Raw genomic sequence first — 22,121 nt, forward strand, 5'->3', positions numbered from 1 at the left:
CGCCGGGCTCGGACGGCGAGCCGGCCCGCCCCGCGGCCGCCGGCCCCCAGGCGCGCCGCCCGCAGAAGCCCTCCGCCTACCGCCTCCAGCCCTTGACCGGATACGGCCCGCCCCGGACCACGCCCGGCCGGACCCTCGTCCGGCGCGAGCCGTTCCTGCGCGTGTCCGGACGCGGCCGCACCATGGTGCTGACCTTCGACGACGGACCGGACCCCCGCTACACCCCGGACATCCTGGACACCCTCGCGCAGTACGACGTCCGCGCGATGTTCTTCGTGTGCGGGGAGATGGTGGTCGACAACAAGGAACTGCTGGCCCGGATGGCCGACGAGGGACATGTCGTCGGCAACCACACCTGGTCCCACCCGATGCTGCCCCGCCTGAAGCGCCGGCAGATCCGCTCGCAGATGGAACGTACCTGCGACGTCATCGAGGAGGCGTACGGCGAGCGGCCCCTGTGGTTCCGAGCGCCCTACGGCGCCTGGAACCGAGCCGTATTCCAACTGGGCGCCGAGCTCGGCATGGAACCGCTGGCCTGGACGGTCGACACCCTCGACTGGACCACTCCCGGCATCCGGACCATCGTCGGCCGGGTGGAGAACGGCGCCGCCCCCGGCGTCGTGGTGCTCTCGCACGACGCCGGGGGCGACCGCACCCAGAGTGTCCGGGCGCTGCGCGCCTATCTGCCGCACCTGCTGGATTCCGGCTACCACATCACCGTCCCGCGACGGCAGTTCACCTGACCGGTCTTCGCCCGCCCGGGGGAGGGAAACGCTCAGTGGACCTCGACCAGGCGGGCGAAAACGACGACGTTCCCGTCGTAGCCGTTCTGCTTGGAGAAACCGCCCCCGCAGGTGATGATCCGCAATTCGGGGGATCCCTTGGAACCGTAGACACGGTTACCGGGGAAGTTGTTCTTCGCGAAGACCTCGATTCCGTAGATCTCGAAAACGGCCGTCTTTCCGTCCCTCCGCGCGACCTCGGCGCGATTTCCCTTCTTCAGGGCTCCGAGTCCGTAGAACACGGCGGGGCCCTGAGTGTTGTCGACGTGACCCACCACGACGGCGGTGCCCTTCTCGCCGGGGGAGACCGCGCCGGTGAACCAGCCGGCCAGGTTCGGGTCCTCCGGCGGCGGCGCGCCGACCCAGCCGTCCGCGTCCAGACCGACCGGCGTGATCGGCGCGTCGACCTGGATCGACGGGATCCTGACCCGGTCGGGCTCGGAGTACGGCAGCGGATCGGGGACCCCGAGGAAGGTGCCGCCGGACGAGGTGCGGCTGTCGGCGGCAGCCGCCGACGCGGGCTGCGGGGGCCCCACGTCGAATTCCCCCGAACCATTCCGAATGAGCGCGAGGCCGGTCAGCAGAACAAGCGCTATCACGCCCCAAGGGGCGCGCTTCTTGCGCCGCTCCTCCTCTTCGGCCAGATCGGCCAGCTCGGACGCAGACATTCGACTTCCCCTCTCGACACGGCCGTCGCCGTGTCATTCGCGCATACGAGAACGCTAAGTCCCGCGCGCGAAACCGGCGACGGGGCAGACGCGAACGGGTGGCCCGCGCGCCCGGTGGTGCGCCATCCGAGTTGCCGCGCACGGGAATTTTCTGACGGTCCGTGACCTGCGGTGATATCCGATTGTGCGCTTTTCGGGCGGCGTGTCCTCTCACCAGGACGGACCATCGCCGAAATGCGGGCCGGTGCAGGGCGTCTGAGGGTTTTTCCGGGAGGCGCTTTCTCGCCGATCGACCGGGGACGGTTCCCGGGGCGTCTTCCGCGGAGGATCACATGCGTAACTCTCGTGCCCTGGTGGCCGCCGGTGCCGCGGTCGCCGCCCTCGGGCTCGCCGCGCCCGCGGCCGTCGCTCTGGACGGCATGCCCGCCAACCCGAGCAACATCGTCGCCCTGCCCAGCGTCATCGCCCGCGGCGACCAGCTGACCATCACGGTCGACGGCTGCCCGCGAGGCGGCACCGCGACCTCCAACGCGTTCTCACCGACGAGGCTCACGCCCATCCACGGCGCCACGGGCACCGCGAAGGGCACCGCGACGATCAACAGCAACGCCAACCCCGGCTCCTACGACATCACCGTCACCTGCGACAGCAGGACCCTGACCCGTCCGGCCGCCTTCACCGTCATCGGTGGCGTCCGCGGCGGCATCGGCGGCGGCAGCTCCAGCGGGGCGACTCCCACCGACATCGCCATCGGCAGCGGGCTCGTGGCCGCGGCCGTCATCGGCGGCGGCGTGTTCTGGATGCGCCGCCGGTCCGAGAAGCGGATCTGACGGTCCGAACAGTGGTTCCGGCCGCCCCCTTCGGAGACTGAACGCACGTGGCACAGGCTTCGCCCCGGATCCCTTCAGGGATCCGGGGCGAAGCCTGTGGGCGGTGCGCTCAGGCGCCGTCCTGGTCGGGGTGGCGGCGGGAGATGCGGTACGCCGCCCCGAGCGACCCGGCGACGAGCGCGGCCCCGAGGCCGATCTCCTGCAGGTCGAACCCGGCGACGCTGCCGCCCCCGCCTGCCTGCACGCCCCGCTGCGGCGTCACCGGCTTGTGTGCGGGGTGGTCCCGGCCGCCGCCGGCGATGGTGAGCTCGGCGTTCTGCCAGAAGGTGCCGCAGTGGAACGTCACCTGGTAGACGGCGCCCGGCTTCGCGTCCCAGTAGACCGTGGCCGTGGCCGTGGTCCGTCCCCTGGGGATGGCGACGTCGTCGAAGACGCCCGAGGTGACGAACACGCCCTGCTCGCAGCCGGTCGCGCGCAGGGTCACCTGTCCGCCGGCCGCGATGGTCGTGGGCAGGACACTGACCCGGAAGCCCGAGCTGACGCTGCTCGCGTGGGCGGCTGGGGCGGTGAGGGTGAGGGCACTGACGCCCAGCAGTGCGGCCGAAGCGACGCCTATCACGCGCATGGTGGTTCCTCCGGGTCCCCGAGGAGCAGCTGCGGACCTCTTCCGCTCGCGTCGGAAATGCACCTCGATGACCAAAACGCTAGGAACGTGCGTGCGTCCGCGCGATCGCAGTCGCGCGAATGGGGCAAGGGTGTGGGCCGCTCAGGGGGGGGTGCGTTCCGGCGGCCGGGGGACGGCGACGCGGCGACGAGCGTCCCCCGGCGGTCTCTCTGAGGACCTGGCAGCGGCCTGGCGGCCCCATGGCCTGCCCCGGTGGATCGCCGTCAGTCCTTGATCCCCGGGAAGAGGCTCAGGAACGGGTCCGCCGACGCGGTGACCCCGCGGCTGTAGGGCGCGTCGAAGTCCCAGATCAGGAAGAGCAGGAAGGCGATCAGCGCGGAGAACAGGCCCGCGAGGACCAGTTCGCGCGTCGTACGCCGGATCTGCAGCGCGAAGATCATCCCGATGGTGACCGCGCCGCCGACGAGCAGCCCGAACCACACCACACCCGGCATGGTGGGTTCGGCCGAGTCCGCCCGGGCATTGCGTGCCTGGTCCGCGGCGGCCATCTGGTCGAGGACCGGCTGGTAGGCCTGGGCCTCGAAGTCCGACTTCGGCTGGTAGTCGGTGACGTCCGCGCGGACCTGGGCGAGGAGCTCGGTGCCCCGCTCGGTGACATGGCCGTCGTCCGCCATCGCCTGCCACTCGGTGCTGACGACGTGTCCGACATAGGCGTTGACATCGTCCCGAATGCGGTCGCGTACGTCGTCCGGGTAGACCCGCACCCGCTCCGAGATCTCGTGCAACGCCTGCGCCTCCGCCTGGACGTGGTCCTGGGCGACGCTGCGCGCCTCCCAGACGCCCGCGATGGCCAGACCGAGGACGATGGCGTACACCACGCCGATCCACATCGTCATGTACTCGATGACGTCCGGCGTCTCGCTGGGATCCTCGTCCTCGGGCGCCGTGCGGTGCCGTACGAGGGTGATGACGACCACCACGGCACAGGCGGCCAGCATCGCGAGGGTGAGAACAAGCCATTCCGGCAAGGGATGCCTCCAGGATCAAGCGCTGATCGAGTGCTAGCGCGGCCGCAGCGCGGCTACGGCGGCCACCGCGGGTGCGGTGATGAGCAGGACATAGGTGACGGGCGAGGTGGCGCCGTGTGACGGCCGCTTGCGGCGGCTCGGCGCCTGGTACCGCGGATAACTCACCGGAGTGACGGAAGGGCGCGGGGTGGGCTCGGCCGACGGCGTCGGTGTGGGGGTCGGAGTGGGGGCCGGGCTCGGCGTGGGGGTCGCAGGCGGGGTCGGTCGCGGGCGGGGTGGCGCCGGTTGCGGTGCCGGTGGTGGCGGTGGGGGAGGCGGCGGTGGCTTGGGCGTCGGCGTCGGCGTGGGCGTCGGTTTCGGCTTCGGCGGCGGATCCGGAGCCGGGTCCGGTGTGGGCGTGGGCGTCGGTGGCGTGGGGGTCGGTGTCGGCGTGGGCTTCGGGCACGCCGGGGGAGTCGGCCAGGTGAGGCTTCCGGCGACCGCCACCGCATCGGTGCCGCCCGGACCGGTCGAGGCGTAGGCGCAGGCGTCGGCCACGGCGACGCCGGCCGGGGCGCCGACGAGCATCCACGTCAGCGTCAGCAGGGCCAACATCCTTACGGCCGGGGCGGATTGGGTCGGTTCGGGTCGATGCACGACGAAGATCATGGGGCCTGGCGTACGGCCGCACGTGCGAGCTGGAGGAGATTGCCCCGAAGGAGGGACAGCCGGCGGTCGACGGTTTGATCACGGGGCGCTCGCACGTCCAAAGACACGCACGGGTGTGCGAAGCGGGGCGGGAGCCACAGGTTCCGGAAAGAAATGTGCGCGGTGGTTGAACACAACCGCGGCTCCCATGCGTACCCATGGTCGTGCGGCGGCGCAGAAGGGCGCTGCAACACCCTTTGGATTATGGGGAGTTGACGATGAAGACCTCCTGGCGGAGCGCCTCACTCGTGGCAAGCGCTGCGGCGGTTCTGGCGCTGACGACGGCGTGCGGTCAGGAAAGCGCCCCGTCCACGGGCAGCCAGAACGTGGGCGCGACGGCCGCGGCCGGCGACTATGGAAGCGCTGGTGCGGGCCTCGGCAGCACCGGTTCCGGTGCCAGCCCGCAGGCGGGGCAGAGCAGCCCCGCGACCCAGACCTCCACGGCGGGCGAGCTGTCCGTGTCCACCAACGCGGAACTGGGCGAGGTGCTGACGGACAGCGCCGGTCTGACCCTCTACCGCTTCGACGAGGACACCGCGGAGCCGCCGAAGTCGAACTGCGACGGCGACTGTGCCACGGCCTGGCCTCCGGTCCCCGCGGACGACGCCTCGGCCGGCGAGGGCGTCGACGAGGCGCTGCTCGGCGAGGTCACCCGCGCGGACGGCACCAAGCAGTTGACCATCGGCGGTTGGCCGGCCTACCGCTACGCGAAGGACACCAAGGCCGGCGACGTCACCGGCCAAGGCGTGGGCGGCAAGTGGTACGCGCTGGCCGCCGACGGCAAGAAGGCCAAGCAGGGCGGCGGCGCCGCCGCCGAGGACCTGCCCGGGCTGTCCACCCGTAACGACCCCAAGCTCGGCGAGATCGTGATCGACAAGAACGGTCACACGGTCTACCGGTTCATGAAGGACACGCAGTGGCCGATGTCCACCGCGTGCACCGGCGACTGCCTGGAGAAGTGGCCCGTCGTCGCGCCGGTCGACGAGAAGGACACCAAGGGCATCGATCTGCAGGGATCCACCCCCAACCAGGGCTACGTCGTCTTCGACCGCCCCGACGGCATCAAGCAGCAGTCCATCGACTGCATCCCGATCTACACCTTCGCCGGTGACAAGAAGCCCGGCGACACCAACGGCCAGGGCGTCGCCGGCACATGGTTCGCGATCCGGCCCGACGGAAAGCCGGTCGGAGCGTCCGAGTAAGCCCGGCGCGTCCGATCCACCGGTCCGCCCCCTCCGCGCCGCACGGAGGGGGCGGACCGGTTTGCCGTCATTCACCGCGACTCCCCGCGAACCGACTCCCGTTCCGGAACGCTCCGCAGTGCCGCGCCTACGTTTCGTAGAGGCCGCGGAGGAACATCGATGCGGCACGTGCCGCAGGCAGTGACCGGGAACGGATGGTCAATTTCCGTTTCTGCTCGCTCCTTTGCCGGGCGATCAGTAGCCTCTGCTCGAACACCGGATCGCCTACGCCTTGGAGAGATAGATGGAGCGTCCCGCCTGGGCCCCCCGAAGCATCGACATCTCGGTGCCTAGCGTTTCGCGCATCTACGACTACTACCTGGGCGGTTCGCACAACTTCGAGGTCGACCGGGAAGCGGCCCGCAGGGCCATGGAGTTCATGCCGGGACTCCCCAAGGTCATGCAGGCCAACCGGGCGTTCCTGCACCGCGCGGTGCGCTTCGCCGCAGGTGAGGGCATCACGCAGTTCCTGGACATCGGTTCCGGCATCCCGACCTTCGGCAACGTCCACGAGGTGGCTCAGACGGCCCGCCCCGGCGCGCACGTGGTGTACGTCGACCACGACCCGGTGGCCGTGGCCCACAGCCAGGCGGTTCTCGCGGGCAACGAGGACGCGGACGTCGTGGCCGCCGACCTCCGCAAGCCCCAGGAGATCCTCGCCAGCCCCGAAGTACAGCGCCTGATCGACCTGAACCGGCCAGTCGCCCTGCTTCTCGTTGCCATACTGCACTTCGTGGAAGACGCGGACGACCCGTACGGAGCGGTGGCCGACTTGCGCGACGCGCTCGCGCCCGGAAGCCTGCTCGTCCTCACGCATGCCTCGTACGAGGGAATCCCACTGCCACCGGAGCGGGCCGAGGGCGCGGTGGACGTATACAAGGACATTCGCAACCCGCTGATCATGCGCTCGCGCGACGAGATCGCGCGGTTCTTCGAGGGGTACGACATGGTGGAACCGGGACTGGTGCCGATGCCGCGCTGGCGGCCGGACACGGCGCCGGAGGACGAGGATCCGTATGCCTTCTCCGGTTTCGCGGGCGTGGGGCGTACGGCGTGAGCGCGGAACCGGACGGGCCCAAGGACAGACTGCGGCGGTTCGCGACGATCTGGAGCCGGGCGGTCTTCCCGGTCACCTCGACGTCCGCGACCCGGCCCGAATTCGAGAAACAACTGCTGCCGCTGGCCCACCGGTTGAGTGAGGCGCTGAGGGCCAGGGCCTTCGACGCGAACGAGGCCAGGGCGGTGGGCGCCGCCCTCGTCGCCGCGCACTGCACCGACCCGGAGGCGCTCAGCCGGACGCTGGACTGCGTGGACGCCTATCTCGTGCTCTACTGCGGCGAGGACAGCTCGGACGCAGCGCAGGAGGACCTGCGGGCGCGTGCCGCGCGGTTGCAGCACTCCATGGCCGCCGGGTTCGCCCAGGCGCTGCGCGAGCGGACGCTGGCCGAGCAGGAGGCCATCGCGCAGGCGGCGTTGCGGGCGCAGGGCCTGGTCGCGCAGGCGCTGCACGCGAGCGAGGCCCGCTTCCGCGCGGTCTTCGAGGGCGCGGCCATAGGCATTGGCATGGCCGACCTGGAAGGCAACATCCTCCAGGTCAACGGCGCGCTGCTGCGCATGTTCGGTGTCTCCGAGCAGACGATGCGCAGCCGCAACGTCAGGGAGTGGAGGCACCCCGAGGACGCCTCCCACACCTGGAAGCTCTACGAGGAGCTCGTGCGCGGCGAGCGCGAGCACTACCACATGGAGAAGGCGTTCTACCGCCCTGACGGAACGGTCCTGTGGACCAATCTGACGGTCTCCCTGCTGCGTGACGCCGACGGCAACCCGCAGTACCAGCTCGCCCTCATGGAGGACACCACCGAGCGCCGGCTGCTCAACCTCCGGCTGCGCTACGAGGCCACGCACGACGCGCTCACCGGCCTGCCCAACCGGACCTTCTTCTTCGAACGCCTGGAGAAGGCGCTGGGCGCCGGAGAAGGCCAGCGCTTCGGCCTGTGCTATCTGGACCTCGACGGCTTCAAGACCATCAACGACAGCCTCGGCCACGCGGCCGGGGACCGGCTGCTCGTGGAGGTCGCCGACCGGCTGCAGTCCTGCGCGACCGCGCCCGGCGAGATGGTCGCCCGGCTCGGCGGCGACGAGTTCGTGGCGCTGACCACCGGCCCCGAGACCGAGCGCCAGGTCGACGAGCTCGCCGCCCGCATCATGAACGTGCTGCTCGCCCCCGTCAGCATCGACGGCCGTGAGCTGACCGTGCGCGGCAGCATCGGCATCGTCGAGGGCCCGGCGGGGGAGCGCAGCCCGGCGGAGGTGCTGCGCAGCGCCGACATCACCATGTACCGGGCCAAGTCGGCGGGCGGCAACCGCTTCGAGCTGGCCGACCCGGAGGCCGACGCCCGCGCCATCACCCGGCATGGGCTGACCACCGCCCTGCCGACCGCCCTGGACCGGGGCGAGTTCTTCATCGAGTACCAGCCGCTGGTCCACCTCGGCGACGGCAGCGTGCGCGGTGCCGAGGCCCTGGTGCGCTGGCTGCACCCGCAGCACGGTGTGCTCGGCCCCGACCAGTTCATCCCGCTCGCCGAACACACCGGTCTGATCGTTCCGCTGGGCCGCTGGGTCCTGGAGCAGTCGGTGCGCCAGGCACGCGACTGGCGGGAACAGCATGCCGACGCCGGCCCGCTGCGCATCAACGTGAACCTCTCGCCCTGCCAGCTCACCCATCCCGGCCTGGTCCAGGACACCGTCGACATCCTGGAGCGCACGGGCGTCGCCCCCGACGCGCTGTGCCTGGAGGTCACCGAGTCGGCGCTGATCGGCGCCGACGACGACCTGCTCAAGCCGCTGCGCCGCCTCGCCGAGATGGGCGTCGACATCGCCCTGGACGACTTCGGCACGGGCTACTCCAACCTCGCCAACCTGCGCCGGCTGCCGGTGAGCATCCTCAAGCTGGACCGCTCCTTCACCCAGAGCATGCAGCAGTTCCCGGCCGACCCCGTCGACCTCAAGATCGTCGAAGGGATCGTTTCTCTCGCCCACAGCCTGAACCTCGCGGTGACGGTGGAGGGCGTGGAGACCGGGGCTCAGGCCGAGCAACTGCGCATACTGGGCTGCGACACGGCCCAGGGCTGGTACTACGCCCGCCCGGGCCCACCGGACCGGCTGCATGAGCTGGCGCTGGTGGACGCGACGGGCTGAACGGGCGCTTTTCGTACGGGAGTTCAGCCCGCCTGCCGCTCCCGTACGGCGTCAGGGCTTCTACGGCGCGGACCAGCGGAGCCCACCCGAGTCGGCGCCCACCGGCTTCCGCCGGTGGTGCGCGGAGGTGCTCAGGCCGGCCTTCCTGGGCTGAGCTCAGCGCTCCAGCAACATCCGCTGGAGTTCCCGGGCCGCCCTGGGCGGTGCCACATCGCTGCGGTGAGCCAGCGCGATCGTGCGGTGCAGTCCGGGCCGGGCCAGCGGGGTCACCCGTAGCCCGCGCCCGGACCGGGCCGCCACCATCCGCGGGACGACGGCCACGCCCAGCCCCGCCCGCACGAACCCCAGCACCGCGTCCATCTCCCCGCCCTCCACCGCGAAGTCCGGCTCGAAGCCCTCGGCGCGGCACGCGGCCACGGTCAGTTCCCGCAGGTCGTAGCCGTGCCGGAACATCACCAGGCGTTCGCCCTCGAGATCGGCGACCCGCACCGTACGCTGCCCGTGCCCCGGCCTGGTGGCGTCCGGCGAGGAGACCACGACGAGGTCCTCGCGCAGCAGCTCCACCGTGGTGAGCGCGGGGGAGGGCGTAGGCAGCGGGAGGACGACCAGCGCCAGGTCGAGGGCGCCGCGGGCGAGTTCCCGTACGAGATCGTGGGAGCCGCCCTCCTCGATCAGCAGCCGGATGCCCGGATAGCGGTCGTGGAAGGCGCGCAGCACGTCCGGCAGCAGACCCGTGCACAGACTCGGCGTCGCGCCCAGCCGGACCCGGCCGCTGCGCAGCTGCACCAGCTCCTGCACCTCGTGCCGGGCGGTGTCCGCGTCGGCGAGGATGCGCCGGGCCAGCGGCAGCAGCGCCTCACCCGCGTCGGTGAGCGTGATGTTGCCCCGGGCCCGCTGGAACAGGTCCGCCCCGAGCTCCCGCTCCAGCGCCTTGATCTGCTGCGACAGCGAGGGCTGGGCGACATGGACCAGCTCGGCGGCCCGGGTGAAGTGCCGGGTCTCGGCGACGGCCACGAAGTACTGGAGCTGCTGGAACTGCATGGCTCCTACGATAGCCGTAGCCTATGGAATCAAGCCGTACCATGTCTTGGACCGATCGGGCTGCCCGGGCCTAGCGTCAGTGACATGGCACTGGCAACGCGGACGGACCGAGGACCGTCCATGGCACGCACCGTGTGGGACTCGTCCGTCGGCAAGAAGACCGTGATGGCGGTCAGCGGTCTGATCATGCTGCTGTACCTGGTCGCCCACATGATCGGAAACCTGAAGATCTTCTTCGGGTCGGGCGAGTTCAACCACTACGCGCACTGGCTGCGCACCGTCGGCGAGCCGTTCATGCACTACGAGTGGACGCTGTGGCTCGTCCGGATCGTGCTGGTGGTCGCCGTGGTCGCCCACGCCGTCTCCGCGTACCAGCTCAGCCGCCGCGACATCAAGGCACGCCCCAGCAAGTACGTCCACAAGAAGCCGCGGGCGAGCTACGCGACGCGCACCATGCGCTGGGGCGGGATCATCCTCGGCCTGTTCATCGTCTGGCACATCCTGGACCTGACCACCGGCACGGTGCACCCCGGCTTCCAGCCCGGCCACCCGTACCAGAACGTCGTGGACACCTTCTCCACCTGGTACGGAAACGTGATCTACATCGTGGCGATGCTCGCCCTCGGCCTGCACATCCGGCACGGCTTCTGGAGCGCCGCCCAGACCCTCGGCGTCGGCAGCCGCACCCGCGACCGCGCCCTGAAGACCGTCGCCAACGTACTCGCGCTGCTGCTCACGGCCGGCTTCATCGCCGTCCCCGTGGGCGTCATGACCGGAGTGGTGAGCTGAAGATGACCTCCTCCACCGCATACACGGATTACGCGACCGGCGAGCCGGTCGTCGACACCAAAGCGCCGACCGGCCCGATCAACGAGCGCTGGGACAAGCGCCGGTTCGAGGCCAAGCTGGTCAACCCGGCCAACCGGCGCAAGCACACGGTGATCGTGGTGGGGACCGGCCTCGCCGGCGGCTCCGCCGGCGCCACCCTCGCCGAACAGGGCTACCACGTCGTCCAGTTCTGCTACCAGGACTCCCCGCGCCGCGCCCACTCGATCGCCGCGCAGGGCGGCATCAACGCGGCCAAGAACTACCGCAACGACGGGGACTCGATCCACCGGCTGTTCTACGACACCGTCAAGGGCGGGGACTTCAGGGCGCGGGAGTCGAACGTCCACCGGCTGGCGCAGATCTCGGTGGAGATCATCGACCAGTGCGTGGCGCAGGGCGTGCCCTTCGCCCGCGAGTACGGCGGCCTGCTCGACACCCGCTCCTTCGGCGGCGTCCAGGTGTCGCGGACCTTCTACGCTCGTGGCCAGACGGGCCAGCAACTACTCCTTGGCGCCTACCAGGCGCTGTCCCGGCAGATCGCGGCCGGGAACGTGGAGATGCACCCGCGGACCGAGATGCTGGACCTGATCGTTGTGGACGGACGGGCGCGGGGGATCGTGGCGCGGGATCTCATCACAGGGCGCATCGACACCTACTTCGCGGACGCCGTCGTACTGGCGAGCGGCGGCTACGGCAACGTCTTCTACCTGTCGACGAACGCCATGAACTCCAACGCCACCGCCATCTGGCGGGCGCACCGGCGCGGCGCCTACTTTGCCAACCCCTGCTTCACCCAGATCCACCCCACCTGCATCCCGCGCACCGGCGAGCACCAGTCCAAGCTCACCCTGATGAGCGAGTCGCTGCGCAACGACGGCCGGATCTGGGTGCCCAAGGCCAAGGGCGACGACCGCCCGCCGAACAAGATCCCCGAGGACGAGCGCGACTACTACCTGGAGCGCATCTATCCCTCCTTCGGCAACCTCGTCCCCCGTGACATCGCCTCCCGCGCCGCGAAGAACGTCTGCGACGAGGGCAGGGGCGTCGGCCCCGGCGGCCAGGGCGTCTACCTCGACTTCGCGGACGCCATCAAGCGCATGGGCCGTAAGGCGGTCAAGGCCAAGTACGGCAACCTCTTCGACATGTACCAGCGGATCACCGACGAGGATCCGTACGAGGTGCCGATGCGGATCTACCCGGCGGTGCACTACACGATGGGCGGCCTCTGGGTCGACTACGACCTGCAGACCACCGTCCCTGGCCTGTTCGCGATCGGCGAGGCCAACTTCTCCGACCACGGCGCGAACCGGCTCGGCGCCTCCGCCCTGATGCAGGGCCTGGCCGACGGCTACTTCGTGCTGCCGGCCACCATCAACGACTACCTCGCCCGCAACCCCCACCACGACGCGATCGACGCCGAACACCCCGTCGTACAGGAGGTGCTGGCCGAGACCGAGGACCGGCTGAACCTGCTGCTGGCCGTCGACGGCGACCGCACGCCCGACTCCTTCCACCGTGAAGTCGGCGAACTCATGTGGGAGTTCTGCGGCATGGCCCGCACCGACAGCGGACTGCGCAAGGCGCTGGAGCGCATCCCGCAGATCCGCGAGGAGTTCTGGCGGCGGATCAAGGTCCCGGGCACCGGCGAGGAGTTCAACCAGTCATTGGAGAAGGCCAACCGCGTCGTCGACTATCTGGAGCTCGCCGAGCTGATGTGCCTCGACGCGCTGCACCGCAGCGAGTCCTGCGGCGGCCACTTCCGCGAGGAGTCCCAGACTCCCGACGGCGAGGCCGCCCGCAGGGACGAGGAGTTCGCGTACGCGGCCGCCTGGGAGTTCACGGGCACCGGTGACGCTCCGGTCCTGCACAAGGAAGACCTCGTCTTCGAGTACGTCCACCCCACTCAGCGGAGCTACGCATGAAGCTCACCCTGCGCGTCTGGCGGCAGAAGAACGCCGACGCCGACGGCGCCATGTCCACGTACGAGGTGGACGGGATCTCCTCCGACATGTCCTTCCTGGAGATGCTGGACACCCTCAACGAGGAGCTCATCCTCAAGGGCGAGGACCCGGTCGCCTTCGACCACGACTGCCGCGAGGGCATCTGCGGCGCGTGTTCGCTCGTCATCAACGGCGACCCGCACGGGCCCGAGCGGACCACGACCTGCCAGCTGCACATGCGGTCCTTCAAGGACGGCGACACGATCGACATCGAGCCGTGGCGGGCGTCGGCGTTCCCGGTGATCAAGGACCTGGTGGTGGACCGGTCGGCGTTCGACCGGATCATCCAGGCCGGCGGTTACATCACCGCGCCCACCGGTTCCGCGCCGGAGGCGCATGCGACGCCGGTGCCGAAACCGGACGCCGACTTCGCGTTCGAGCACGCGGAGTGCATCGGGTGCGGGGCGTGTGTGGCCGCCTGTCCCAACGGGGCGGCGATGCTGTTCACCTCCGCCAAGATCAACCATCTGAACGTGCTTCCGCAGGGCGCGCCCGAGCGCGAGACCCGCGTGCTGGACATGGTCGCGCAGATGGACGAGGAGGGGTTCGGCGGCTGCACCCTCACCGGGGAGTGCGCCACGGCATGCCCCAAGGGCATCCCACTGGTGTCCATCACGGGCATGAACAAGGAATGGCTGCGGGCGACCCGCAAGGTGGCCGGGCGCTAGACGCCCCAGCTCACAGAACGTTCGCCGACAAGGTGCGGACGGGCGGGGCCGGAAGTGGTGCTCACCCCCGGCCCCGCCAGGCACCCCTGGCATTCAACAACCCCACACCGTGTCTCTCTTCGTGGGTCACGCGCCGGTCAGCCGGCATCGGAAGAACTGAGGCGGCGGCACCGCTCGCCGCCCTCGGCCCGTGACCTGGAGAGAGCCATGACCGGCGTTTCCACGCTCGACCGTCCCCCGCAGTCGACGGCACCCACCCGCTACACCGTCACCCTCGCCCGCACCGAAGCCGACGTGCGTGCCGCGCAGCGGCTGCGGCACGAGGTCTTCGCCGGGGAGATGGGCGCCCTGCTGTCCACCCCGCAGCCCGGGCTCGACGTCGACGCCTTCGACGCGTACTGCGACCACCTGCTCGTGCGCGACACCGTGACCGGCCAGGTCGTCGGGACCTACCGGCTGCTGCCGCCCGAGCGGGCCGCCGTCGCCGGACGCCTGTACTCGGAGGGCGAGTTCGACCTCGCCCCGCTCGACCCGATCCGCCCGGGGCTCGTCGAGGTCGGCCGCTCCTGCGTCCACCCCGACCACCGGGACGGCGCGGTCATCGGACTGATCTGGGCCGGCATCGCCCGCTACATGGTGGACGGCGGTCACGAGTGGCTCGCCGGCTGCTGCTCGATCCCCCTGGCCGACGGCGGCGCCGTCGCGACGGCCACCTGGGACCGGGTGCGGGACAAGTACCTGGCCCCCGAGGAGTACCGCGTACGGCCGCTGCTGCCGTGGGTGCCGAACGACGACACGCCCGCTGCCCGCACCGAACTCCCGGCCCTGTTGCGCGGCTACCTCCGCCTCGGCGCCTGGGTCTGCGCGGAGCCCGCCCACGACCCGGACTTCGGGGTCGCCGACCTGTACGTGCTGCTGTCGATGCGCCGGGTCAACCCGCGCTATCTGCGGCACTTCCTCTCCCTCGTCCCGGCCTGATGAGCGTCTGGCTGCCCGGCGCGCCCTGCACCCCGAGGGCGTGCGTGGAGGCGAGGGCATCCGCCACGGCCGTACCGCGTGCCGTGCTGCGGCTGGCGGCGGTCGCGGCCCTGGTGCTCGCCGGGGTCGTGCTGACGCCGCTCGGCGGGAGGATCCCCGCCGGGCCGGTGAAGCGGTGGTGCCGGTGGATCGTACGGGCCGCAGGGGTCCAGGTCCGTATCACCGGCGCCACCGCGCCCGCCGGAGGGCTGCTGCTGGTCGCCAACCACATCTCCTGGATGGACATCCCGCTGCTCGCCGCCGTCCGCCCGGCCCGGATGCTCGCCAAGTCCGAGATCCGGCGGTGGCCCGTGGCGGGACCGCTGGCCGCGCGGGGCGGGGTCCTGTTCATCGACCGTGACCGGCTGCGCGCGCTGCCCGGCACGGTCGCCCGGATCGCGGACGTCCTGCGCTCCGGGCAGGCGGTCGCGGTCTTCCCGGAGGGCAGCACCTGGTGCGGCCGCGCCCAGGGGCACTTCCGCCGGGCCGTCTTCCAGGCCGCGCTCGACGCCCAAGTCCCCGTGCAGCCGGTGCACATCCGCTACCGGCTCGCCGGGGGAGCGGCCAGCACCGCGCCCGCCTTCGTCGGCGAGGACTCCCTGCTCGCCTCGATGTGGCGGGTGGTCTCGGCGCGCGGACTGGTGGCCGAGGTCGAGGTCCGGGACGTCATCCCGCCGGGCCGCCACCTCGACCGCCGCGCACTCGCCCGGGCCGCGCAGCCGGGGACGACGGCCGAGCTGGACTGGACCCACGCCGCGCTGGTCGCTTAGAAGGCCTGTCCGGCGGAGCGTGGGGGAGGAGTGCAAGGCCCCGTCTGCTCCATGATCCGTCGGCAGGCCTTAGGAAGCGAAGATCCCGGCGAGCCGCCGGTAGGAGTCCAGCAGGGCCCTGCGGTCGTAGGTGCTGGTGGTGACGAGGAGTTCCTGCGCCCCCGTCTCCTTCAGCAGCGTCTCCAGCTCGTGCGTGACCTGGTCCTCGGTGCCGGCGATGTGTCCGGCGAGTCCGGACTCGTAGAAGCCGCGTTCCTTGCCGGTCATCGGCAGGGTCTCGACGCGCTCGGCGGGCGGCAGGGGCGGGAAGGTGCCGTGCGTGCGCGAGTACGCCATGGACCAGGCCTCCGGGACCAGCAGCCGCCGGGCCTCGTCGGGCGTGGCGGCCACCGCGACGGTGCCGGAGATGACGACGTACGGCTCGCGCGCCCAGGGGGAGGGGCGGAAGTGCGCGCGGTAGTGGTCGATGCCGCGCTGCATCTTCTCCCGGCTCCTGAGGTCCCCGATCACCATCGGCAGGCCCGCCCGGGCCGCGATGGCGGCGCCCTCACCCATGGCCAGCACGAACGGCGGCACGGTCAGGCCCTCGGCGGGGCGCGCGTGCACGCCGGTCGGGGACGTTCCCCGGAACCAGCCGAGCAGTTCGTCGAGCTGCGCCGCGAAGTCCTCGGCGTCGCCCTTGTCGCGCCCCAGGGCCTTGCGCACCCCGTCCGTGAAGCCCACCGACCGGCCCAGCCCCATGTCGATCCGTCCGGGGAAGAGGGACTCCAGCACTCCGAACTGCTCGGCCACGATCAGAGGTTGGTGGTTGGGCAGCATCACGCCGCCGGTGCCGACCCGGATCGTCCGTGTCGCCGCGGCCACGGCGGCCGCCAGCACGGTCGGCGCGGAACCGGCGACCCCGGGCACACCGTGGTGCTCCGACACCCACAACCGGTGGTACCCGAGCCCCTCCAACTCCTGTGCCAGCCGCACGGTGTCGCGCAGCGCCTCGGCGTTCGTACGGCCCTCGCGGGTGCGGGAACGGTCGAGGACGGAGAAGCGGGTGGTGGCGATCACGGAACTCACATGAGGTTCAACGCCTGGCGGGCGGTGACATTCCCCGCCGACCGCCGACCGCCGACCGCCGACCGCCGACCGCCGACCGCCGACCGCCGACCGCCGACCGCCGCCGGAAAACCGCGTGACCGCGATCCCGCACGTCACCAACAATGGAGCCCGCTGCACGGCGGCCGCCGAGCGTCCCCCACCGGAAAGATCATCCCGCACCGGAAAGGCGGCCGACTGTGACCATCCCGACCGTCCCGAACCTCCTGCTGTCCGGCATCGTCGGCTCGACCGCGTACGGGCTCGCCCACGCGGGCTCCGACGTCGACCGCCTCGGTCTGTTCGCCGCGCCCACCACCGACCTGCACGGACTGCGCGGCCCGAAGGAGTCCCACGTGACCAGGGCGCCGGACCGCACCCTGCACGAGGCCGCGAAGTGGTGCCGGCTCGCCCTCGGCGGCAATCCGACCGCCATGGAGCTGGTGTGGCTGCCGGCCGACCTGTACGAGGTGCGCACACCGCTGGGCGAGGAGCTGATCGGCATCCGTACGGCGTTCCTGTCCGCCCAGCGCGTGCGGGACGCCTACCTCGGCTACGCCACCCAGCAGTTCCGGCGCCTGGAAGCCCGCGGCGACGGCTCGTTCTCCGCGGACACCCGTAAGCGGACCGCGAAGCACGCCCGGCACCTGAAGCGGCTGTGCCACCAGGGCCTTCAGCTGTACGCCACCGGGCAACTGGAGATCCGGGTCGAGAACCCCGAGGAGTACCACGCCTTCGGCGAGCGCGTCGCCGCCGACCCCTCGGCCGCGCTGCCCCTGCTCAGGCACTACGAGGCAGCCTTCGACGAGACCCGTACGGTGCTGCCGGACCAGCCCGACGAGGCGGCGGTGGAGGCGTGGCTGCACAGGGTCCGCGGCCACTTCTACACCCCGGAGACCTCCGCGGTGTGCTCGTGCTCGCAGGTCTCGTCGATGCCGTAGGTGTCCCAGGCGGGGAACGGGTCGGCCGCGGGGGCGGTTTCGTCCGGACGCATGAGGCAGTCGCCGAGCGCCGACCGGAGGGCCTCCGCGTCCAACTGCGTACCGATGGAGACCAGTTCCTGCGCGTACGGGGCGTCGGGGTCACGGGCGGCGGACGGCTCGAAGCGGGCCACCGCACCGGCCTGCGACCACAGTCCCGTCACGTTCGGACGGCTGGCCAGGGTGAAGAACCCCTTGGAGCGCAGGATTCGCCCGTACCCGCCGCCGTCCAGCTCCTCGGTGACGAACGCCCACAACCGGCCGGGGTGGAAGGGGAGTTCGGAGCGGAAGACGGTGGAGGAGACTCCGTACTCCTCCGTCTCCGGGACATGGTCGCCGTTGAGCTCCCGCACCCAGCCCGGGGCCTGCTGGGCACGCTCCAGGTCGAACAGCCCGGTGCCCAGCACCTCCCGGAGATCCACCGTTCCGTGGACGGCCGGGACGATCCGGGCGACGGGGTTGAGACGGCCGAGCGTCGCGCGCAGGCGGGCGGCCGCATCCTCGTCGACCAGGTCCAGCTTGTTGAGCACCAGGACGTCGGCGAACTCGATCTGGTCGACGAGCAGATCGCTGACCGTGCGCTCGTCGTCCTCGTACTGGTCCAGGCCGCGCTCGGTCAGCTCGTCGCCGCTGTCCAGCTCCGTGAGGAAGTTGGCGGCGTCCACGACCGTGACCATCGTGTCCAGGCGGGCGACGTCGTCGAGGGTGGCGCCGTCGTCGCGGGCGAAGGCGAAGGTGGCGGCCACCGGCATGGGCTCGGAGATGCCGGACGACTCGATGAGCAGGTGGTCGAAGCGGCCCTCGCGGGCCAGCCGGCCGACCTCCTCCAGCAGATCGTCGCGCAGGGTGCAGCAGATGCACCCGTTGGTCATCTCGACCAGGCGTTCCTCGGTCCGGGACAGGGCCGCCTCACCGCCGCGGACCAGCGCCGCGTCGATGTTGACCTCGCTCATGTCGTTGACGATGACGGCGACGCGCAGCCCCTCGCGATTGGCGAGCACATGATTGAGCAGCGTCGTCTTGCCCGCCCCCAGGAACCCGGAGAGCACGGTGACGGGCAGTCGGTCGTACGTCATCCGCTCAGCCCTCGGGCCGCAGCAGCCCGCGCTCGTACGCCTTGACCAGGTTCTGCGGTACGAGGTGACGCACGCCGTCGATCGTGACGGGTACGAGCGTGGGCGTGGCGGCTTTCCACTGCGCGCGGCGGTGACGGGTGTTGCTGCGGGACATCTTCCGCTTGGGGACGGCCATGGCGTTCCTCCTCGGTGGGCGAGCACCGAGGACGCTACCTGAAAATGGATCCCATTAACAATTCCGGCCCATCAACACTTCCGGGGAGTCGGCTCCGTGGAGTCGGCGGGCGCCCGCCGACTCCACGGGGGTCCCTCACTCCTCCGAGGCGGCGCCCACGAGCATCCGTTCCTCGAACTCCGCGAAGGTGGTGCTCTCCTGCGCGGCGTTCTCCTGGCGGGAGCTCAGCACGGTGCCGAGCCAGCCGAGGAGGAAGCCGGCCGGGATGGAGACGATCCCGGGGTTCTGCAGGGGGAACCAGGCGAAGTCGGACTCCGGGTAGATCGAGGCCGGGGCGGACGAGACGACCGGGGAGAACACGACGAGCAGGACGGAGCAGATCAGGCCGCCGTAGAGGCTGAGCAGCGCGCCCTGGGCCGTGAACCGCCGCCAGAACAGGGTGTACACGATCGTCGGCAGGATCGCCGACGCCGCGATGGCGAACGCGAGGAAGGCCAGCGTCGCGGTGTTGGCCCCCCAGGCGACGAGGGCGAGGAGCATGCCGAGGATGCCGATGACGGCGCCGGACAGCCGGGCGACGGTCAGCTCCTCCGTCTCGCTCGCCCGGCCCTTGCGGATCACCTCGGCGTACAGGTCGTGGGCGAGGGAGGAGGCGGCGGCCAGGGTGAGGCCGACCGCCACGGCGAGCAGGGTCACGTACGCCAGACAGGTCAGCAGCGCGGTGAGGACGCTGCCGCCGAGCTCGTGGGCGAGAAGCAGGACGGAGGCGTTGCCGGTGCGGTCCGTGCTCTCGATGGTGTCCCGGCCGACGATGGCGGTCGCGCCGAGGCCGACGATGCCGGCCGCGAAGCAGACCGCGCCGACCAGGCCTATGGCCCACAGGACGGAGGAGCGCAGCACACTGACCTCGCGCGGGGCGAGCAGCCGCATCAGTACGTGGGGGAGTGCGGCGAGCCCGAGCACGATGGCCAGTTCCAGGCTGAAGAAGTCCAGCTTGTTGGTGGCGCTGCCGCCGTAGCGCAACCCGGGTTCGAGGAACTGCAGCCCGGATCCGCTGCGTGCGGCGGCGGCGCTGAGCAGGGCGTTGGGGTTCCAGTCGTAGTGGTGGAGCACCCAGCCCGCGGTGAACAGGACCCCCGCTATCAGCATCACGGCCTTGATGATCTGGATGACCGTGGCGCCGGGCATACCGCCGAGGGAGGCGTACAGGATGACGAAGGTGCCGATCACGACCACGCACAACGTGCGTGTGGTGGCGCTCGGTTCGCCGGTGAACTGCGTCAACAGGGCGATGCCACCGATGAGTTGGGCGACCAGGTAGAGCGTCGTGATGGTCAGGATGCACACGGCCAGCGCGACCCGCACCGGACGCTGCTGGCGGGGCAGGCGCAGCGCGACCGTGTCGCCCAGCGTGAACTTGCCCGTGCGGTGCAGGGGTTCGGCGATCAGCAGCATCACCATCATCCAGGCGACGGTGGTGCCGCCGAGGTACATCAGCCCGTCGTACCCGGTCAGGGCCACCAGTCCGGTACTGCCCAGCAGGGTGGCGGCGGAGAGGTAGTCGCCGCACATGGCGAGGCCGTTGCGCAGCGGCGACATGGTGCGGTTGCCGAGGTAGAACTCGCTGATCTCGTCACGCTGAGGGGCTGTCAGCAGTGCCGTGAACAGCGTGATCACGACCACGGACAGGAACAGCACGAACGTCAGCTGCAGACTGCGGTCGTCGATGGCGGCGGCCGCGGTCGAACCCATGGTCACCACGTGCGGAACCCCCTCGGGCTGGTGTTGTAGGGGGTCTGCGCGGCCGTGTCGGGACGGGCGGTCTCGTTGCGGTGACGCTGCGCCCGGAGGCGGTGGGCGAGCGGGTCGACCTTGGTGCGCATGTGCCGGACGTAGTACCACGCGGTCACGCCCATCACGGCGAACTGCCCGAGGCCGAGGGCGAGCCCGAGCGTGAGGTGGCCGAGCAGGGGCTGGTTCATCACTCCGGGCGCGAAACTCGACAGCAGCACGTACAGCAGGAATCCGCCAACGGACAGGACCGTGGCCCGGATCCCGAACCGACGGTGTGTGCGCCGAAGTGAGTGGAATTCGGGATCGTCCGATATGCGACGTGAATTCACAGGTTCGGCGTGCGGCGTCTGATAGGTGAATGAGTTGTCGGGCCACGGCGAGTAATCGGGCACAGATGCACCTTCATTTCTGTTGCATGTCCCCCACTCGACCGCTGCTGGGCCGTCGGTCGTCCAGCTCCTGGGGATGGTGAAGGCGCGCCGGACGGGGCGGTGGGGTGCGGGTTGTGTGGGGGATTCGTGAATCCGAAATCCCTGCTTTTCGGATTCGCCTTGATCTTTGCGGGCTCCGTGTGGTGAACCCTGAAACCTCGTCAATGGTGATGGCGGGGCCGAAAGCGGAGTATGTCAGCGGGATGCTTGAGCTATCAACAGCGAAGGCGAATTGGGGTGTGCCCATGGCGCATTCGCGCCCCCTCGATATGCCAGAGGCATCGCGCAACCTGCGGAAGAGAGGCGGAGGGAACAAGGGCGCAGGCCATGCGTTCGGCCGGGCTGTCTCATTCGCGCCGGGTCCGGGACCCGCCGGTCAGCCGGTGACGTCCTAGGGTGGCGGTGTGACCGACAGCAGCAGGCGACCGCTCGCCGTGTTCGACCTGGACAACACCCTGGCCGATACGGCCCACCGGCAGCGGTTCCTGGAGCGCAAGCCGCGGGACTGGGACGCCTTCTTCGCCGCCGCGCCGCAGGATCCGCCGATCGCCGAGGGCATCGCGCTGGCGCGTCGGAGCGCTGAGGAGTGCGAGGTCGTCTACCTCACCGGGCGGCCCGAGCGCTGCCGTCGCGACACGCTCGACTGGCTCGCCGCACAGGGGCTGCCCGAGGGGCGCGTGTACATGCGGCGCGACAACGACCGCAGGCCCGCCCGGCGCACCAAGCTGGAGACCCTCCGCGTGCTCGCCCGCACCCGCGATATCCGCGTCCTGGTGGACGACGACGAGCTGGTGTGCGAGGACGCCGAACGGGCGGGATTCACCGTCGTACGGGCGCGCTGGACGGCCCAGTCCGCCGCGCTGAAGGTGGCACAGGAGCGCGAGGGGCGGACCTGAGACCCCGGCGGGGTGCCGGGGCCTCAGGACGCGGGCCTCAGGAACAGGATGACGCGGCCGTCAGTCCGCCTCCTCCAGGCGGAAGCCGACCTTCAGGCCGACCTGCCAGTGCGCGATCTCGCCGTTCTCGATCTGGCCCCGCACCTGGGTCACCTCAAACCAGTCCAGGTGCCGCAGGGTCTGCGAGGCGCGGCTGATGCCGTTGCGGACGGCCTGGTCGACGCCCTCGGGCGAGGTGCCGACGATCTCCGTGACCCGGTAGGTGTGGTTCGACATGCGGGGCTCCTCTCCGCGGTGACG

General features: G+C 70.7%; 24 protein-coding genes. 13 read left to right on the forward strand and 11 right to left on the reverse strand.

Translation table 11 applies throughout. From position 1 onward, the window contains the following. On the forward strand, positions 1-743 hold a 743-nt coding region (locus CLM62_RS15615), incomplete at its 5' end, for a polysaccharide deacetylase family protein (protein ID WP_257003860.1). A 32-nt stretch (positions 744-775) separates the two neighbouring features. On the opposite strand, the gene CLM62_RS15620 is transcribed toward CLM62_RS15615, so the two are convergent. Beyond that, entirely contained in the window at positions 776-1,450 is a 675-nt protein-coding gene (locus CLM62_RS15620; protein WP_095750472.1) for a class F sortase, read from the reverse strand. Positions 1,451-1,782: 332 nt separating this feature from the next. Here CLM62_RS15620 and CLM62_RS15625 point away from each other — a divergent pair, with 332 nt between their 5' ends. Beyond that, the gene (locus CLM62_RS15625; RefSeq protein ID WP_095750473.1) at positions 1,783-2,280 is read left to right on the forward strand and encodes a hypothetical protein; all 498 of its coding nucleotides are present in this window, start codon (positions 1,783-1,785) and stop codon (positions 2,278-2,280) included. 109 nt (positions 2,281-2,389) lie between these two features. On the opposite strand, the gene CLM62_RS15630 is transcribed toward CLM62_RS15625, so the two are convergent. The 3 genes from CLM62_RS15630 to CLM62_RS51500 all read right to left on the reverse strand — a co-directional run bounded on the left by CLM62_RS15630 (position 2,390) and on the right by CLM62_RS51500 (position 4,098). Further along, the gene (locus CLM62_RS15630) at positions 2,390-2,905 is read right to left on the reverse strand and encodes a hypothetical protein (protein ID WP_095750474.1); all 516 of its coding nucleotides are present in this window, start codon (positions 2,903-2,905) and stop codon (positions 2,390-2,392) included. 263 nt (positions 2,906-3,168) lie between these two features. Then, positions 3,169-3,933 (reverse strand): DUF4239 domain-containing protein, encoded by a 765-nt coding sequence (locus tag CLM62_RS15635; protein ID WP_095750475.1) that lies wholly within the window; start codon positions 3,931-3,933, stop codon positions 3,169-3,171. A 33-nt stretch (positions 3,934-3,966) separates the two neighbouring features. Next, the gene (locus CLM62_RS51500) at positions 3,967-4,098 is read right to left on the reverse strand and encodes a hypothetical protein (protein ID WP_257003861.1); all 132 of its coding nucleotides are present in this window, start codon (positions 4,096-4,098) and stop codon (positions 3,967-3,969) included. Positions 4,099-4,258: 160 nt separating this feature from the next. Here CLM62_RS51500 and CLM62_RS50750 point away from each other — a divergent pair, with 160 nt between their 5' ends. From CLM62_RS50750 to CLM62_RS15655, 4 genes are all read left to right on the forward strand, one after another. Further along, the gene (locus CLM62_RS50750) at positions 4,259-4,453 is read left to right on the forward strand and encodes a hypothetical protein (protein WP_218835597.1); all 195 of its coding nucleotides are present in this window, start codon (positions 4,259-4,261) and stop codon (positions 4,451-4,453) included. Between the two features lie 385 nt (positions 4,454-4,838). Beyond that, positions 4,839-5,822, forward strand: coding sequence for an SCO0930 family lipoprotein (locus CLM62_RS15645; protein ID WP_095750477.1), 984 nt, complete (start codon positions 4,839-4,841; stop codon positions 5,820-5,822). A gap of 283 nt (positions 5,823-6,105) precedes the next feature. Beyond that, positions 6,106-6,918 (forward strand): SAM-dependent methyltransferase, encoded by an 813-nt coding sequence (locus CLM62_RS15650; RefSeq protein WP_095750478.1) that lies wholly within the window; start codon positions 6,106-6,108, stop codon positions 6,916-6,918. Beyond that, entirely contained in the window at positions 6,915-9,059 is a 2,145-nt protein-coding gene (locus CLM62_RS15655) for a bifunctional diguanylate cyclase/phosphodiesterase (RefSeq protein ID WP_095750479.1), read from the forward strand. The genes CLM62_RS15650 and CLM62_RS15655 overlap by 4 nt, the downstream gene beginning before the upstream one ends. A 156-nt stretch (positions 9,060-9,215) precedes the next feature. Here CLM62_RS15655 and CLM62_RS15660 read toward each other — a convergent pair whose 3' ends face one another. Then, positions 9,216-10,100: a LysR family transcriptional regulator gene (locus CLM62_RS15660; protein ID WP_095750480.1), complete on the reverse strand. Its 885-nt coding sequence runs from the start codon at positions 10,098-10,100 to the stop codon at positions 9,216-9,218. A 120-nt stretch (positions 10,101-10,220) separates the two neighbouring features. Between CLM62_RS15660 and CLM62_RS15665 the strand changes: the two genes are divergently transcribed. From CLM62_RS15665 to CLM62_RS15685, 5 genes are all read left to right on the forward strand, one after another. Beyond that, positions 10,221-10,889 (forward strand): succinate dehydrogenase, encoded by a 669-nt coding sequence (locus CLM62_RS15665; protein ID WP_095750481.1) that lies wholly within the window; start codon positions 10,221-10,223, stop codon positions 10,887-10,889. Between the two features lie 2 nt (positions 10,890-10,891). Then, positions 10,892-12,850, forward strand: coding sequence for a fumarate reductase/succinate dehydrogenase flavoprotein subunit (locus tag CLM62_RS15670; RefSeq protein ID WP_095750482.1), 1,959 nt, complete (start codon positions 10,892-10,894; stop codon positions 12,848-12,850). Further along, entirely contained in the window at positions 12,847-13,596 is a 750-nt protein-coding gene (locus tag CLM62_RS15675) for a succinate dehydrogenase/fumarate reductase iron-sulfur subunit (RefSeq protein WP_095750483.1), read from the forward strand. Before CLM62_RS15670 ends, CLM62_RS15675 begins: the two co-directional genes overlap by 4 nt. A gap of 207 nt (positions 13,597-13,803) precedes the next feature. Then, positions 13,804-14,574, forward strand: a complete 771-nt coding sequence (locus tag CLM62_RS15680; RefSeq protein ID WP_095750484.1) for a GNAT family N-acetyltransferase — start codon at positions 13,804-13,806, stop codon at positions 14,572-14,574. Continuing rightward, complete coding sequence (locus CLM62_RS15685; RefSeq protein ID WP_095750485.1) at positions 14,574-15,383, forward strand: 1-acyl-sn-glycerol-3-phosphate acyltransferase; 810 nt, start codon at positions 14,574-14,576, stop codon at positions 15,381-15,383. Before CLM62_RS15680 ends, CLM62_RS15685 begins: the two co-directional genes overlap by 1 nt. A 69-nt stretch (positions 15,384-15,452) precedes the next feature. Here CLM62_RS15685 and CLM62_RS15690 read toward each other — a convergent pair whose 3' ends face one another. Further along, complete coding sequence (locus tag CLM62_RS15690; RefSeq protein WP_095750486.1) at positions 15,453-16,451, reverse strand: LLM class flavin-dependent oxidoreductase; 999 nt, start codon at positions 16,449-16,451, stop codon at positions 15,453-15,455. A gap of 218 nt (positions 16,452-16,669) precedes the next feature. On the opposite strand from CLM62_RS15690, the gene CLM62_RS15700 reads away from it, so the two are divergent. Then, positions 16,670-17,410, forward strand: a complete 741-nt coding sequence (locus tag CLM62_RS15700; protein ID WP_257003862.1) for a nucleotidyltransferase domain-containing protein — start codon at positions 16,670-16,672, stop codon at positions 17,408-17,410. Here the strand turns inward: CLM62_RS15700 and CLM62_RS15705 are convergent. From CLM62_RS15705 to CLM62_RS15720, 4 genes are all read right to left on the reverse strand, one after another. Further along, a complete protein-coding gene (locus CLM62_RS15705; protein ID WP_095750489.1) occupies positions 17,353-18,525 on the reverse strand; it encodes a GTP-binding protein in 1,173 nt (390 codons plus the stop codon). The two genes, CLM62_RS15700 and CLM62_RS15705, sit on opposite strands and share 58 nt — an antisense overlap. A gap of 4 nt (positions 18,526-18,529) precedes the next feature. Continuing rightward, positions 18,530-18,700: a 50S ribosomal protein L32 gene (rpmF, locus tag CLM62_RS15710; RefSeq protein ID WP_095750490.1), complete on the reverse strand. Its 171-nt coding sequence runs from the start codon at positions 18,698-18,700 to the stop codon at positions 18,530-18,532. A 135-nt stretch (positions 18,701-18,835) separates the two neighbouring features. Further along, positions 18,836-20,452: a cation acetate symporter gene (locus CLM62_RS15715; protein WP_095750491.1), complete on the reverse strand. Its 1,617-nt coding sequence runs from the start codon at positions 20,450-20,452 to the stop codon at positions 18,836-18,838. Positions 20,453-20,454: 2 nt separating this feature from the next. Next, positions 20,455-20,808 (reverse strand): DUF485 domain-containing protein, encoded by a 354-nt coding sequence (locus tag CLM62_RS15720; protein ID WP_373559147.1) that lies wholly within the window; start codon positions 20,806-20,808, stop codon positions 20,455-20,457. 521 nt (positions 20,809-21,329) lie between these two features. Between CLM62_RS15720 and CLM62_RS15725 the strand changes: the two genes are divergently transcribed. Continuing rightward, complete coding sequence (locus CLM62_RS15725) at positions 21,330-21,821, forward strand: hypothetical protein (RefSeq protein ID WP_095750493.1); 492 nt, start codon at positions 21,330-21,332, stop codon at positions 21,819-21,821. Between the two features lie 60 nt (positions 21,822-21,881). Here the strand turns inward: CLM62_RS15725 and CLM62_RS15730 are convergent, their stop codons facing one another. Beyond that, complete coding sequence (locus tag CLM62_RS15730; RefSeq protein WP_095750494.1) at positions 21,882-22,097, reverse strand: dodecin; 216 nt, start codon at positions 22,095-22,097, stop codon at positions 21,882-21,884. Positions 22,098-22,121: the final 24 nt, after the last annotated feature.

This window comes from Streptomyces sp. SA15, from assembly GCF_002291145.1.
GTDB lineage: Bacteria > Actinomycetota > Actinomycetes > Streptomycetales > Streptomycetaceae > Streptomyces.